The 14450-nt window shown below is 61.7% G+C and carries 10 protein-coding genes; 6 read left to right on the top strand and 4 right to left on the bottom strand.

Annotated features, from left to right (window positions below; genetic code table 11):
* The 5 genes from CAY82_RS05070 to CAY82_RS05050 all read left to right on the top strand — a co-directional run.
* On the top strand, positions 1-2249 hold a 2249-nt coding region (locus tag CAY82_RS05070), incomplete at its 5' end, for a T6SS effector BTH_I2691 family protein (protein WP_087500210.1).
* Between the two features lie 2 nt (positions 2250-2251).
* Positions 2252-3145: a DUF6708 domain-containing protein gene (locus tag CAY82_RS05065; protein WP_087500197.1), complete on the top strand. Its 894-nt coding sequence runs from the start codon at positions 2252-2254 to the stop codon at positions 3143-3145.
* The gene (locus CAY82_RS05060) at positions 3142-3399 is read left to right on the top strand and encodes a PAAR domain-containing protein (RefSeq protein WP_087500196.1); all 258 of its coding nucleotides are present in this window, start codon (positions 3142-3144) and stop codon (positions 3397-3399) included. Before CAY82_RS05065 ends, CAY82_RS05060 begins: the two co-directional genes overlap by 4 nt.
* 340 nt (positions 3400-3739) lie before the next feature.
* Positions 3740-4117: a histone-like nucleoid-structuring protein, MvaT/MvaU family gene (locus CAY82_RS05055; protein ID WP_087500195.1), complete on the top strand. Its 378-nt coding sequence runs from the start codon at positions 3740-3742 to the stop codon at positions 4115-4117.
* A 276-nt stretch (positions 4118-4393) separates the two neighbouring features.
* Positions 4394-5719 (top strand): MFS transporter, encoded by a 1326-nt coding sequence (locus tag CAY82_RS05050; RefSeq protein WP_087500194.1) that lies wholly within the window; start codon positions 4394-4396, stop codon positions 5717-5719.
* A 206-nt stretch (positions 5720-5925) separates the two neighbouring features.
* Here CAY82_RS05050 and CAY82_RS05045 read toward each other — a convergent pair whose 3' ends face one another.
* The 3 genes from CAY82_RS05045 to CAY82_RS05035 all read right to left on the bottom strand — a co-directional run bounded on the left by CAY82_RS05045 (position 5926) and on the right by CAY82_RS05035 (position 8728).
* Positions 5926-6741 carry a sugar phosphate isomerase/epimerase gene (locus tag CAY82_RS05045; protein ID WP_087500193.1) on the bottom strand — a complete coding sequence of 272 codons (816 nt, stop codon included), beginning with the start codon at positions 6739-6741 and terminating at the stop codon, positions 5926-5928.
* A 17-nt stretch (positions 6742-6758) separates the two neighbouring features.
* On the bottom strand, positions 6759-7811 hold the full coding sequence (locus CAY82_RS05040) for a Gfo/Idh/MocA family protein (RefSeq protein ID WP_087500192.1): 1053 nt from the start codon (positions 7809-7811) through the stop codon (positions 6759-6761).
* Positions 7812-7951: 140 nt separating this feature from the next.
* Complete coding sequence (locus CAY82_RS05035; protein WP_087500191.1) at positions 7952-8728, bottom strand: IclR family transcriptional regulator; 777 nt, start codon at positions 8726-8728, stop codon at positions 7952-7954.
* A gap of 195 nt (positions 8729-8923) precedes the next feature.
* On the opposite strand from CAY82_RS05035, the gene CAY82_RS05030 reads away from it, so the two are divergent.
* Positions 8924-10636 (top strand): FAD-dependent oxidoreductase, encoded by a 1713-nt coding sequence (locus CAY82_RS05030; protein WP_087500190.1) that lies wholly within the window; start codon positions 8924-8926, stop codon positions 10634-10636.
* Positions 10637-11559: 923 nt separating this feature from the next.
* Here CAY82_RS05030 and CAY82_RS05025 read toward each other — a convergent pair.
* Complete coding sequence (locus tag CAY82_RS05025; protein ID WP_087500189.1) at positions 11560-14445, bottom strand: HD domain-containing phosphohydrolase; 2886 nt, start codon at positions 14443-14445, stop codon at positions 11560-11562.
* Between the last annotated feature and the right edge of the window lie 5 nt (positions 14446-14450).

The following is a 14450-nucleotide window of genomic DNA, read 5'->3' as shown; positions in this document are numbered from 1 at the left end:
GCCTGACGGTGTCGGCCTATCAGCATCAACTGCGCGACCTGATGCCCGCCGAGCAGCTGGAACACATGAAACCGGCACAAGGGCCCGAACAGGAACGCGTACCGGCGTGCTACAAACTGGATGCCGAGCAGCTGAGCGTGCAAAGCCGCGACTTCCATCATCGCAACTTGGTGGCCATGCTGCTGAACAAGACGCTGGAAAGCCTGTACCCGGCGGATGCACCTTCACCGGAACTGGCCGAGTTCCGCCTTGGCACCGAGCGCCGCGGCCCCGCCCTGTCGCCGTCCGAGTCACGTTTTCAGGCCCTCACCCACGAAGACTACTCCCCCAACGGCGCCCGTCTGGCAAAGCGCCTCGACCTCGCCAAGTACCGGCGCTTCCTCACCGAGCGTGATGAACTCGAACGCCGGATCATCGCGTTGCGCAACCAGGCCTTGCAAGCCAGCCACGATCACGACGCCTGGCTCGGGACCGCCGAGCCCGAGCATGTCGATAATCCCTATAGCCTGGCTGCGGCCCTGGCCTGCTACGACCGCGACGAAACCACTTCCGCCCGCGGCCTGGAAATATCCTTGGCGCTGCTGATTCAGTCGATGGGCCAGCCGGCGCCCGGCACCGAAGAACTGGACCCGCGGCTCAAACGTCTTGAGCAGTGGCTGGATCAGCACGACAGCCCGCTATACACCGCCCTGGCGCCGTTCAACCCGTTCAAGGACAAGGCGGATTCAATCGGCAGCTTGCTCGGCGCCAGCGATAACGTGATCGAAGGGTTGGCGGGTCGTTTTCCCGCAATGGCCAACATTACTGATCTCACTGCCCAGTCGATCAACACCGTGGTGCTCAAGCGCCTGCGTGGGCAGACCCGCTGGGATGCCAGTCATGGCCTGCGTCAGCAGGTGCTGTTGGCGGCGCGCGAGGCCAATGCCGAGAAAGCGCTGGGACTGCTGGCAGCGCGTTACCAGATCACCGAGCAGGCCATCCGGGACAATCCCTTTAGCCAGGAGGTGGAAAAGTACCTGAAGAGCGGTATGGCGCAGGTTGAAGAGATGAAAGAGCTACGCATCTCGGGAAGCCGGACTGTGTCAATCGAACTGACCACCACCGCGCGAGTGAAACCTAACTTTCTCGGGTTACTCACGTCGGGCGGCGGCGGTGGATTGAATGCGGGAATGCTGTGGTTCAACGTGATTTCGCTCAAGACCGCCTACAACAGCCTGCAGCAGAGCGATGCACCGGAATACACCATGGGGTTCGCTTCTTCGATTTTCGGGGTGATCGGTGCGGCGGCAGCGACATTAGTCAGCGTGCGGGCAACGCAAAAGGCCGTGATGCTGAGGTTGAGCTCAACGGCGCCTGGCATGGCCTTTGGCAACGGGATTATAAAATTCTTAAGCAGTAATCTTTACGCGCGTTTGACAGGATACCCAGCGATAGCATTTAGCCTGTTCTCTGATTTCGCCAAAGCGTGGCGCCAGAACGAGAACGGAAACCAAGGTGCCGCCGCATACACGCTGACAGGTGGAATAACCATGGCACTTGGATCTGCTGTCGTCCTTGAGGCTGGGCTTGCAATTGCTGGCGTTACAACGCTAGTGCCCTTTGCCGGATGGGCCGCGGCTGCGCTGGTACTTGTAGGAACCGTAATCATTGCAGGAGGCCTCTACCTTCACGCGAAAGCACATGAGCGTCTTCACAACCCAATTGAACTTTGGGCAACGCGTAGCATCTTCGGCAATCGCATTAACGATGGAGAAGTCCGCGCTGAGCTCTCCTTAGACCATGATGAGAAACTACCTGCATTCCCCACAGTGCACGCAGAAATCAAAGCTTGGCACGACGAGCACTATGGGCCAAAACTACTGTCAGCTGAACAGGCCTTATCACTCGGTGCAAGCAAAGTCGATACCCTATGGCACGATAACAATCACTGGGCACCGCCAAACTGGACAGCTATCACTCATAACGAAGTGGCCACATCTCAACCGACCGTTGAGTTCGCAGTACTTCTCCCGGGTTTCGTGATCGGGACAAGCCAGTGGTCTGGAAGTTTAAGCGCCTTCCGTGAGGGCTTAGGACTGGACGTATTTCCAATCGCCCCAACCGGTCAAATTGTCGGCGCCGGGTTGGTTCTACATTTCGAAAAAACGTTACACAACCAAAGCCACGTCTCACTGCATCTATCCTACAGCGCCAACCAAGGGCTAGACGAAGACAATGAGATCCATTCAACTTTCCGTCTTGAGCGCTGATCATGGCAACCATTTGGCTATTCAACACAACATCCGACTCAGGTCATAAACCTGCTATTAACGGACAGTTATTAAGCTTTTCCGAAAATATTCTATACCTACGAAATCCTTGGGTAACAGACTCTGTATTCATGGGAAAGCTGTACTGTGCATTGATCCTCGCACTGATGATCGGATTCTACCCTGTCCTACTATCCGACAAAGCCTGGAAGCCATCTACCTTCAACCCTATCTTGATCACCGGAACAGCGCTTGGGCCGTTCATCTTCCTTCCGTTCCTAGTTTATCGGATATATTTCATAAAACGATTATCAAGTTTATGCCTTAACCGGAAAACTCAAAAAATCTACTATCAACGCTTGAGAAAATTAATAATTTTTGATTGGAATAATACCGGCGGAGGTATTTTTAAACGTACTGAATTTGGCGGTTCATCGTTCAGCACTAGCTACGCCCTCGCCTTTGCCCCTCGCCGAAAGGACGGCAGCCTTCACCAAAAGGATTGCCTCTGGGTCGACAGCAACGAACCCACCGAACCCGGCGTCAAGCACGTCGCCGAAGTCTGGGAATACCTCCGCCACTTCATGGAGCACGGCCCGGACAAACTTCCCCCACCTGGCGAACCCAACTGGTGGCACAGGCCGCTTCACGCCATCTGCCTGACCCCGGCAGAAGCCTGGCGCCACTACGCCCCTTGGCGAACCGGCGAACCCGGTGAAATGCAAGGCAAGAAGAACTGGCAATTACCGTTCTGGGCCGTGCTGTTCCCTTACAACCTCTCCGTCGCCATCTGCTGGTACGGCGTCTGTCGACTGTTCAACGTCAGAGCAGCCCCACCGCCCCCAGAAGCCTTCGAAGAGGCACCTCTCCGACCAAGCAAAAGGAAGCGCAAATGAAACCAATCGTACTCGTAGGTCACCGTCATAGCTGCCCGCTCCATGGCGACGGCAACGTGAAAACAGGTGCTAGCGCAACATTCGTCGATGGCAGAGCCGTCGCACGTGTGGGCGACCGCATCAGTTGCGGTGCTGTCATCGAAACAGGCGCTGCCTGCACGATCATCGAGGGACAACCAGCGGCCAGGGAAGGAGACACAACCAGCCACGGAGGGACTCTGATTGAGGGAGATCCAGGCTGGCTCATTGATTGACAGCATAAGCCAGCCACTTCGACGATAGCGGTTGAACAGCCGCAATCAAATCCCGGACAGAAACAGGTCCTTAGGCTGAAGCCTGTCAGTCGAGCCTTCTGGGCCGCCCTGCGGCCCATCACCGGCAAGCCAACTCCCACCAGCATGCCCATACCAACTTGCTCTATTTCAAAAAATGTCGCCGGGTAGGAATATACTTACACAGGCAACTAAAAACCAAACAGGCCCAATAACGGCAACACCACCATAGGCACCTAAAAACATTCACAAATTATTTCATTGCTTGCATTCCCACTTAACACCCACTGACACTACATCCATCAACCGATGGAGACACGACATGTCCAGACTTGCTGAATTTCGTGCACTCGAGCGCCTTCTCGCTGCCAAAAAGTCCGAACTCTACTTCATAAAAATCAACCCCCACCTAAAACGCGAATTTGAATTCGAAAGCAAACTCCACGCGCTGCTTGATGAATACCAATTCGACTTATCCCATGTCCTGGCCATTAGTGAATGTGAAAGCAACAAAACTCAACACCCGTGGTTACCACTTCCACCACTCCCACGTTTCAGGTCGCGGCAAAGCAAATACTACATAAACCCGTATACCGGTGAAGTGGTAGAAGCGAAAAGCACTTTACACAAAACCCTTCAAATCTGGATTCAGCAATACGGCCGCATGGAGGTCGAACGCTGGGCAACTGTATGGTTCTGATTGCTCTAGCGACAATTTATGCCCCACCCAGAACACGACCTGCTTGCGGTATTGAGCAACCAGGGGCCACGCCATCTACCCTCAATATACGTTGACCCGTTGCCTCACCCGCAGGCCAACGCAACCGTTCGATAACCGAACACTAGCCCCTCCCTTGAATTGACGCTGCCGCCTTCACTGCTCACCATGCACCGGCCTTGCGTGCCCCCTGCCTGGGAATCCGGTCACGTATCCGTAGCACCGCAGCTGAATACAATTTCAAGAAACGAGCAGTTTATGAACCACTCCAAGATCACCCCCGCCGCCCCCCGGATGCCCCAGGGTTCGATCGGCGACAAGCTTCGCGGCGCCTTCGGCGTCGGCAAGACCCGTTGGGGCATGCTTGCCCTGGTGTTCTTCGCCACCACCCTGAACTACATCGACCGTGCCGCGCTCGGCATCATGCAGCCCGTCCTGGCCAAGGAAATGAGCTGGACGGCGATGGACTACGCCAACATCAACTTCTGGTTCCAGGTCGGCTACGCGATCGGCTTCCTGCTGCAAGGCCGGCTGATCGACAAGGTCGGGGTAAAACGCGCGTTCTTCTTCGCCGTGCTGCTGTGGAGCCTGGCCACCGGCGCCCATGGCCTGGCCACTTCAGCCGCCGGCTTCATGGTCTGCCGCTTCATCCTCGGCCTGACCGAGGCCGCCAACTACCCGGCCTGCGTGAAGACCGTGCGCCTGTGGTTCCCGGCTGGCGAACGGGCCATCGCCACCGGCCTGTTCAATGCCGGCACCAACGTCGGCGCCATGGTCACGCCAGCCCTGCTGCCGCTGATTCTGGCCGTATGGGGCTGGCAGGCCGCGTTCATTGCCATGGGCAGCCTTGGCCTGGTGTGGGTGGTGCTGTGGCTGCTGAAGTACTACAACCCTGAGGATCATCCACGCGTGCGCCAGAGCGAGGTGGCATACATCCAGCAGGACGACGAACCCGAGCCAACCCGCGTACCGTTCAGCCGCATCCTGCGCCTGCGTGGTACCTGGGCGTTCGCGGTGGCTTATGCGATTACCGCGCCGGTGTTCTGGTTCTACCTGTACTGGCTGCCGCCGTTCCTCAACCAGCAGTACAGCCTGGGCATCAACGTGACCCAGATGGGCATCCCGCTGATCATCATCTGGCTGACGGCGGACTTCGGCAGCATCGGCGGCGGTATCCTGTCTTCCTGGCTGATCGGCCGTGGCGTGCGCGCCACCACGGCGCGGCTGGTGTCGATGTTGATCTTCGCCTGCACCATGGTCAGCGTCATGCTTGCGGCCAACGCCAGTGGCCTGTGGGTCGCGGTGGCGGCCATCTCGCTGGCGGTGGGTGCGCATCAGGCGTGGACGGCGAATATCTGGAGCCTGGTGATGGACTACACGCCCAAGCACCTGGTGAGCACTGTGTTCGGTTTCGGCAGCATGTGCGCGGCAATTGGCGGGATGTTCATGACGCAGATCGTCGGTAGCGTGCTGACCGCTACCAATAACAACTATGCCGTGTTGTTCACCATGATTCCGGCGATGTACTTCCTGGCGCTGGTGTGGATGTACTTCATGGCGCCGCGCAAGATCGAGCGCGCCTGACCGCGCTGGCCACTTTCCTCTACGGGGCCCTTGCGGGCCCTTTTTTTGAGCAATCTGATACACGCACTGTGTGGGGGCCGCGCCTGACTCAAGACATGCGCTCGCACAAGGCCCCTGCCAAGTCAGTGAATCATGTGCAGCTCTGTGGGAGCGGGCGTGCCCGCGAATACGGGCGATAGCCCGTGCAATGCGCCGCGTTTTATCAGTCAGACTCTGGCCAACACTGCCATGGCCTTCTCCAGCGCCATGCGCGCACGCTGTTCGCCGCTTATGCCCTGTTCCAGCAACTGCCGTGTGGGGATCTCCAGGCTCAACGGCACACTTGGCGGCAAGCCGCGCAACAGGCCGACCAGATCGGCATCGCCCTCGCCCGGAAAGCGCCGCTCGTTGCGTGCCTGGCGCAGGATCTCGTCCATGTCGGTCGGCACCGGGCCGGCAACGTCGCACAGCTGGGCATAGCGCATGCGCTGCGGTGCCAGTTGCGCCAGATCGTCCAGAGAAGCGCCGGAACGGTTGAAGTGGAAGGCATCCACCAGAACGCAGCCATTGGCGCGGTCGGCATTGGCCACCACACGCATGGCCCCAGGCAGGTCACGCACATCTGTCCAGGGCATGAATTCCAAGTGCGGATAAATGCCGTAGCCTGCCGCCAGGTCGCACAGCGCGGCAAAGCGCTCGGTCAGACGCGCTTCATCCGGATCGTTGCCGGCCACCAGAAGCTCCGTGCCACCCAGCTCGGCACCCACCGCCAGAATCGGCTCGAAATCGACCACAGCGGTGTCCGGCTTGAGCCGCAGGATTTCCAGGTCGAGCACCTTGATGCCAGTGTCGCGCAGGCGCGCCTGGGTCTGCCGGCGCAGGTCGGCATCGGCCATCAGCGGAAAATGCTGTTCCTGCTCGGTGGCCGGCACCAGGCGCAGGCCAACGTGGCTGTAACCGGCGCGGGCTGCAGCCTCGACCATGTCCGGCGGGGACATTTCAAGTACCGTCAGCGCTGCCAGGGAGAAAATTCGATCAGTCATCATGGTCACCAGGCAAGTCAGGCAATTTGCTCGGGCGCACAGGCCCGGCCACTTTCCGCTGCCTGGCGGATCGCCTCGATCAGCGCCAGGGTGCGGCCACCGTCGGCGGCATCGATCAGCGGCGCCTGTTCGCCCCGGGCAACCCGCACGAAGTGCTGCAACTGCAGGGTCAATGCCTCGCCGACCGGGATGCTTTCCTCACTCTGCAACAACGGCGTATGCCAGCCCGCCCCGGCCTCGGCATAGTGCCAGCGCTTGAGTTGCGGAATGCTCAGCGCCCCTTCGGTACCGGCCAGCAGGTAGCATGGCTGGCCATCCTGGCGCGGATATACCGGGCTTTCGCCGGAATCCAGCTCCCAACTCCAGGGCGCAGCCACCGCGTCGGAGCCGGTCAGGCTACCCAACGCACCATTGGCGAACTGCAGTAGCACCGCCGCGCTGTCTTCATTGGCAAAACCGCGCACATCGTTACGGGTGAATGCCTGCACCTGTACCACCTCGCCGCACAGGTGGCGCAGCAGATCGAGGTCATGGATCAGGTTGGTCAGCAGGAAGCCAGCACCCGGCTCGCGGCGCCAGGGGGTTTCAAAGTAACTATCGGGCTTTTGCAACTGCCACAGCGCGGTGACGTTGATCAGCCGGCCCAGCTTGCCGTCGGCAATCACTTGGTGAGCCTTGGCGATCAGCGGGTTGTGCCGGCGATGATGGCCCACCAGTACCGGTACATTGTGGCGGCGCGAGGCTTCCACCAGCGCGCGGACTTCATCCAGATGCACGCCCACCGGCTTTTCTACCAGCACCGGTACGCCAGCCTCGACGCAATCCAGGGCGGTGGCGACATGCAGGTTGTTCGGGTTGGCGATGATCACTGCCTCGGGGCGCACGTGCTCCAGCATCTGGCGGTGGTCGGCAAAACGGGGGACGCCGCATTCGGCCGCGAAGGCCTCGGCCTGCGGGCCCGGGTCGGCCACGGCGCACAGCTGCGCCTGCGGCACATTGAGCAGATGCTGGTAATGCTGGCGGCCCATGTTGCCGACGCCGATCAAGGCAATACGAAGGGGTGCGTTCAACAGTCTGTCCTCTTGTCATTGTTGTCATATAGATTCTGAAACCATGTTCCACAATCCATACTCGACAATTTAGAACCATGTTCAGCTTTTCAGAAGAACCGGCAGAACAGACTGTGCGGTAATCGACCGGAAATGCACCGTCAAGCGAACAACTCGCTGGCCCGGCTGGCCGCCGACAGCTCCTCCGCTGCCGCCAGCAACAGCGGCGCCAGCTCTGCCAGGCGGTTTTGCGCCAGGCGCGCACTGGGCCCGGCGATGCTCAGTACGCCGATCACCTCGTTACTTTGCGGGCGGCGCACCACCGCAGCCAAGGCCGAAGTGCCAATGGCCGAGGTTTCCTCGACCCAGGCATAGCCGCGCTCGCGGGCGCGGTGCAGGTAGGTGAGCAGCTCGTCGGTGGAGCGAGGCGCATTCGGGCCGAACTGCGCCGGGTCGGCTATGCCCTGGCGCAACACCATCTGCAGCGCCTGCTCATCGTCCAGGCTGGCCAGCCAGGCATGCCCGGAGGCGGTATAGAACAGCGGCGCGTCGCGGCCCATGTCCGGGTCGTAGCGTAACCCGGAACGGGCGCCCTGGGACTTGGCGATCCAGGTCTGGCGGGCACCGTCGATCACACCAAGGCGCACCAGTTCGCCACTGTCCTGGGCCAGGCGGTCGAGAATCGGCTGGATGATGTCGGCACCGCTGCTGGCCAGGTAACGAAAGCCCAGCGCCACCAGCTTGGCCGACAGCTGGTAGCGGCTGTTGTCACGGTTCTGCCGTACATAGCCCAACCGCACCAGTTCGGTGAGCATGCGATGGGCGGCGCTTTTGGGAATGTCCAGGCGCTCGGCCAGGGTTTGCAACGGCAGCCCCTGCGGCTCACCGGTAAGGCTTTCTACAAGACTGAAGGCGCGTTCGATCTGACTACCAGCCATGACACAGGTCCCTGAAATTTTTTGCGAATTCTAGAAGATGATTCCACACCACCGATAGCCGCCGCAGCCGGGGCAGCACGAACTGTCCGGTTATCGCCCATTACTTGTCTGACATGGTCATCACACCCTTGCGGGCCGATCCACTGCCAATAAGAATGTGGAACATTGTTCCAATAACAACACAGGAATCCCGCGATGCCTTCCGCTCCCTTCAAAGCCGAATGCGATGTACTGGTCATAGGTTCTGGTGCCGCCGGGCTGGCTGCGGCCGTGACGGCCGCCTGGCATGGACAGAAGGTGATCGTGGTAGAGAAAGAGCCAGTATTCGGTGGCGCCACTGCCTGGTCCGGCGGCTGGGCCTGGGTACCGCGCAACCCGCTGGCACGCCGGGCCGGCATCGAGGAAGACATCGAGCAGCCGCGCACCTACCTGCGCAATGAACTGGGGGCGTATTACAACGCCGAGCGCGTCGACGCCTTTCTCGAGGCGTGCCCGCACATGGTGGCGTTTTTCGAAAAGCACACGGCACTGCAGTTTGCCGACGGCAATGGCATCCCCGACATGCATGGCGACACACCGGGTTCGGCCGAGGGCGGGCATCAGGTGATCGCCGCCCCCTATGATGCCCGCGAAGTTGGCGCGCTACTGCCACGCCTGCGCAAGACCCTGCGCGAAACCTCGTTCATGGGCATGCCGATCATGGCCGGTGCCGACCTTGCCGCCTTCCTCAACATGACCCGCTCGCCCAAGGCCTTGCTGCACGTGTGCAAACGCTTCGGCCGCCACTTGTACCACCTGGCCCGGTATGGCCAGGCGATGCATTTGGTCAACGGCGTAGCGCTGGTGGCCCGCCTGGCCAAATCGGCGCAGGACCTGGGCGTGCACCTGCAGGAGTCAGCACCAGCCAAACGCCTGCTGCTCGAGGATGCCCAGGTGCGGGGAGCGCTGGTGGCAACACCGCTGGGTGAGCAATTGATTCGTGCCAAGGCCGTGGTGCTCGCGGCGGGTGGTTTCCCCAACGACAACGCCCGGCGCCGGCAACTGTTCCCGCGCGATGCCAGCGGCCACGACAACCTGGCCCTGCCACCCAAGGGCTGCTCGGGCGATGGCCTGCGCCTGGGCGAATCGGCCGGCGGCGTGGTCGCCACCGACCTGGAGTCGCCGGTGGCCTGGGCACCGGTTTCGCAAGTGCCGCACCGCGACGGCAGTGTTGGACATTTCCCGCACATCATCGAACGCGGCAAACCGGGCATCATCGGTGTATTGGCCAACGGCAAGCGTTTCGTCAACGAAGCGCACGGCTACTACGACTATGTATCGGCGATGGTCGCGGCGGTGCCGCAGGGCGAAGAGGTGTGTTCGTGGCTGGTCTGCGACCATCGCTTCCTGCGCCGCTACGGCCTGGGCCACGCCCGCCCGGCACCGCTGCCGGTGTGGCCGCATGTGCGCAGCGGCTATCTCAAGCAAGGCGCCACCCTTGAACAGCTGGCCGAGATCTGTGGCATCGACCCGGTAGGGTTGCGCGCCACGGTCAGCGATTTCAACAAGCATGCCCGCAACGGCCAGGACCCGGCCTTCGGCCGTGGTTCCACCCCCTTCAACCGCAAGCAGGGCGACCCGCAGCACAAAGGGCCAAACCCTTGCGTGGCGCCCATCGAGCATGGGCCGTTCTATGCGGTGAAGGTGCAGCCCGGCTGCTTTGGCACCTTTGCCGGGCTGCGCACCGACGGGAATGCCCGGGTGCTGGATGAGGCCGGGCAGCCGATTGCAGGCCTGTATGCTGCGGGTACCGACATGGCCAGCGTGTTTGGCGGCTGGTATCCGTCGGGTGGCATCAACCTCGGCCCGGCGCTGACCTTTGGCTATGTAGCTGGGCGGCATATTGCCGGGGTGCGGGGGTATGAGTGATTGGTCCTGTATGCCGAAAGGAATGCAGCGCCTGTCAGATCGAGCGCCGCCCGCGCGGCGCTTCGCGGGGCAAGCCCGCTCCCACATTTGTTGCAACGTGGCCATGCCTGTGAGGCCATGGTTGTCAGCCTTGGCGCACGACTGAAGATAGGTGGGGCGGCAGCCGCGCCAACGAGGAGGTTTCGTCAGGCCAACAAAGCGGGCAACCATGGCCTGACAGGTTTGGCACGTTGCAACAAATGTGGGAGCGGGCTTGCCCCGCGAAGCGCCGCGCGGGCGGCGCTCGATCTGACAGGCACTGAAACTGCCACGGCAAACGCCTTGCGGCCATCATGCGACCTGAAGGCAAACTCTCACTGCTTGTGGATGGGTGCCGTTTTCGCCTTGGTAGAAGGTGGTCTTGCCGACGGTGAGTTGGGTGTCTTCTATGGTCATTATTCAGTCCCCCTGAAATATCTCGAGTGCCTGAGCCGGCCCTTTCGCGGGTAAACCCGCTCCCACAGGTACTGTGCAAGTCTTGAAGTCTGTGGTGATCCTGTGGGGCGGGTTCACCCGCGAAGAGGCCAGCCCTGGCGACACATCAATAAAGCCTTAATGCAAAGTGCTGCGCCCATCGGGCATCTGCATCTGGATCAAGGTGTCTTCGAAGGAATGAGGGGATGTGGGGTGGATCGGGGATAACTTTCAGCATGAAAGACCGGCGGAGTTGATCAGTTACCGGCGCACGCGAACGTGCCCTACGCACAGCTGCCATTGAAAGTTCAGCCATGCGATCAACCCGAGGCGGCCTGTCAAAGCCGATCGCTGATGTGCAGCGACCCGCCGAGACTAGAGCGCTGCCAAAGCGGTCGCAACGGGAAACAGGCGGCGTGAGTATCTTTGGGAAATGGCCTATAAGGAAGGGGCTAAATCTGATTGTTCGTTCAGGCCGGGCAACGCATCTGTTCCAACCAGTAGGCCACATCCACCTCGTCGATCTGCTCGGCACGCAGGAACCGCTCGGCATACTGGCGATACACCCCGCTGCTGAGAAACAGCTCCAGCAACTGGCCGTCAATGTGCCCGTCGCGGGCCATGCCCACCAGGATCTTCACCGACTCGGACAAGGTCTTCGGCGCCTTGTAAGGCCGGTCGGCCGCGGTCAGCGCCTCGAAGATGTCGGCAATCGCCATCACCCGTTCGGCAATGCCCAGGTCCTGCTCGCCCAGCCGGCGCGGGTAGCCGCTGCCATCCATTTTCTCGTGGTGGTTGCCGGCGATGTCCGGAACCCGCTTGAGCTGGCGCGGGAATGGCAAGGAGCTGAGCATGATAATGGTCTGCACGATGTGCTCGTTGATCTTGAAGCGTTCCTCATCATTCAGCGTGCCGCGGCGGATCGTCAGGTTGTACAACTCGCCGAAATTGCTGGCGTGGGCCGGCAGGCGCATGTCGAAGCCCCAGCGGTTGCGCGGGTCGTCCTTGGCCACCGGCGGCTTGCGGGTGCCCCAGGGCACGCGATGCTCAGGGCGGTCGGCCAGCAGCGGCTCATCTACCGGCAGTGCAGGCTGCGGCACGCCGGCAAAGCGTTCCGCTTCATCACGGGAGATACCCAGGCGGTTGTCGAAATGGCGCTGCCAGCGACACTGGCCGATCTGCTGCAGGCGCTGGATGTCGGCGTCCTGCATGAACTCGCCGCCGATATTGGCCTGGGCGACGAAGGCGAAGTCGTCCTGCAGCCGGACCTGGCTGCGCGTCAGGGTAGCTTGTAACACTTGCGGGTTGGCACCATTGGCCAGGCCTTGCCAGTAGGCCAGCTCGGCATCGCGCCACAGCACTTCGAAGCGCATGCGTACCTCGTGGATGCGGTTGTACAGGGTTTCCAGCTTGGTCGCTTTGTCTACCACGTACTCGGGGCTGGTGACCTTGCCGCAATCATGCAGCCAGGCCGCTACACGAAATTCGTAGCGCTCGGCCGCAGTCATGCTGAAGCTGGCATACGGGCCGCTGTCGGCCGCCACCGCCTGGTCCAGCAGCATTTGCGCCAGTTGTGGCACCCGCTCGCAGTGGCCGCCGGTATAGGGGCTCTTGGCATCGATGGCGTCGGCCAGCAGCTTGATCATGGCATCCAGCAGGCGTTGCTGGGCTTCGGCCAGCTGGCGCGTTTCGATGGCCACTGCCACCACCCCCGACAACTCCTCGACAAAGCGCCGGAAGGGCTGGCCCGCCTGTTCACGTACATGTTCATCATCCAGTTGCAGGACCAGGATGCCCAGCAGCGCCTGGCTACGGTCATTCAGCACCAAGGCCAGGCTGCGCTCATGCAGGCCGAGGGCCCGAGTCACCGCCGCGGCCAGGTGCTGCTGGGCAGCTTCATCCACGGCCAGCTCGCCCGGGTACTGCTCGCCACGGCAGGAGGCGGCCAGGCGCAGCAGCGCGTGCTCGGCATCGAACAGGTACACCACGCCGGCGTTGACCCCGGCGGCTTCCACCAAGTGAGTCAGCACACCGTCGAGCATGCGCTCCAGGTTGCGCTCGCGGCTGAGTGTGAGAGTAATCGCCTGGAAGCTGCGGATGGTGCCAGACATGCGGCTCAACACGCGGCTCAATTCGCGCACTTCGGACACCCGCGAATGCACCCCGACTTCGCGGCTGAAATCAAAACCGGCCAGGCCTTGCAGCTGTTCGGCCAGCAGCCGCAGCGGGCGGCCGATACGCCGACCAAGCACCCCACCGAGCACCAGCAGCACGGCCACCAGCGCTGCGGCCCAGAGTAACTGCTCGAACAGCACCGTGCGCGCGCCGGCCAGCAATTCATGGCCTGGCACGGCAATCAGCACCTGCAGGTCCTGCCCGGCCAGGTTGGTCAGTTGCACACGCATGCCGTACCAGGTCTGGCCGTCCACCTGATAAGGGTGCGGCCAGGTGCCTTGCGGCAGGTCAGCGTAAAGGTGCTCCAGGCTGGGAATGCCCAGTTCGCCGATGCGCGACAGGCGCACGGCCTGCCCTTCGTGCACGATCACCCGGTGCATGTCCGGGTAGGCCACCACGTTGCCCTGGTCATCGACCACGACGATCTCGGTGCCGGGGGTCATGCGCAGGTCCTGGGTCTCGCTGGCCAGGTCGTCGACCGAAACGTCCATGCCGATCACCGCCCCGCCGTCGATGCTGCGCTGGGCCATGGTCAGGCCAATCTCACGGGTGGTGAAGAACACATAGGGGTGGGTCAGCACGGTAGTGGGTTGGGCGCTGGCTTCGACAAACCATGGGCGCGTGCGCGGGTCGTAGCGGTATTCGGGCTTGGCCTGGGCCTGCAGCAGGTTCAGCGCCCGGTCGTAGAAGCGCCACTCGCCCTGCACCGCCCCGCGCTCACGGCTGACACTCTGCACCAGGAATGCAGTGCCCGGCGGCGCGGCGAAACGCTGCAGCAACTGCGGGTCGCGCAAGCGGCGCACCAGCAGGAACTCACCGCTGGGGTAACCCATGTAGGCAGCGCTGAGCATGCGATTGGCGTCCAGCGTCTCGACCAGTTGCGGCAAGCGTTCCAGGCGCTGCGCCGCGGTTTGCGCGGCCGGGTTGTGAGCGAGCAGGCGGATACTGCTGTGCACCGGGTCGACCAGGCGCCGGGCGCGCTCGTCGATGGTCTTGCCTATTTGCTGGGCAGAATCACCCGCTGCAGCCACCAAGGTCTGGCGAATGCCGCGATAGCCCTGCCAGGCCAGGGCGGCGCCGAGCAGCAACATGCCCAGCACGATGGCCAGTGCCACCAACCACTGTAGTGAAATGCCACGTCCGGCGTTGCCAGCAGCACGACCATTCGACACGCAGCCCATCTCAG

It is taken from the genome of Pseudomonas sp. SID14000 (genome assembly GCF_002165135.1).
Taxonomy (GTDB): Bacteria; Pseudomonadota; Gammaproteobacteria; order Pseudomonadales; family Pseudomonadaceae; genus Aquipseudomonas.
This window is presented reverse-complemented; position numbering and strand designations above follow the sequence as displayed.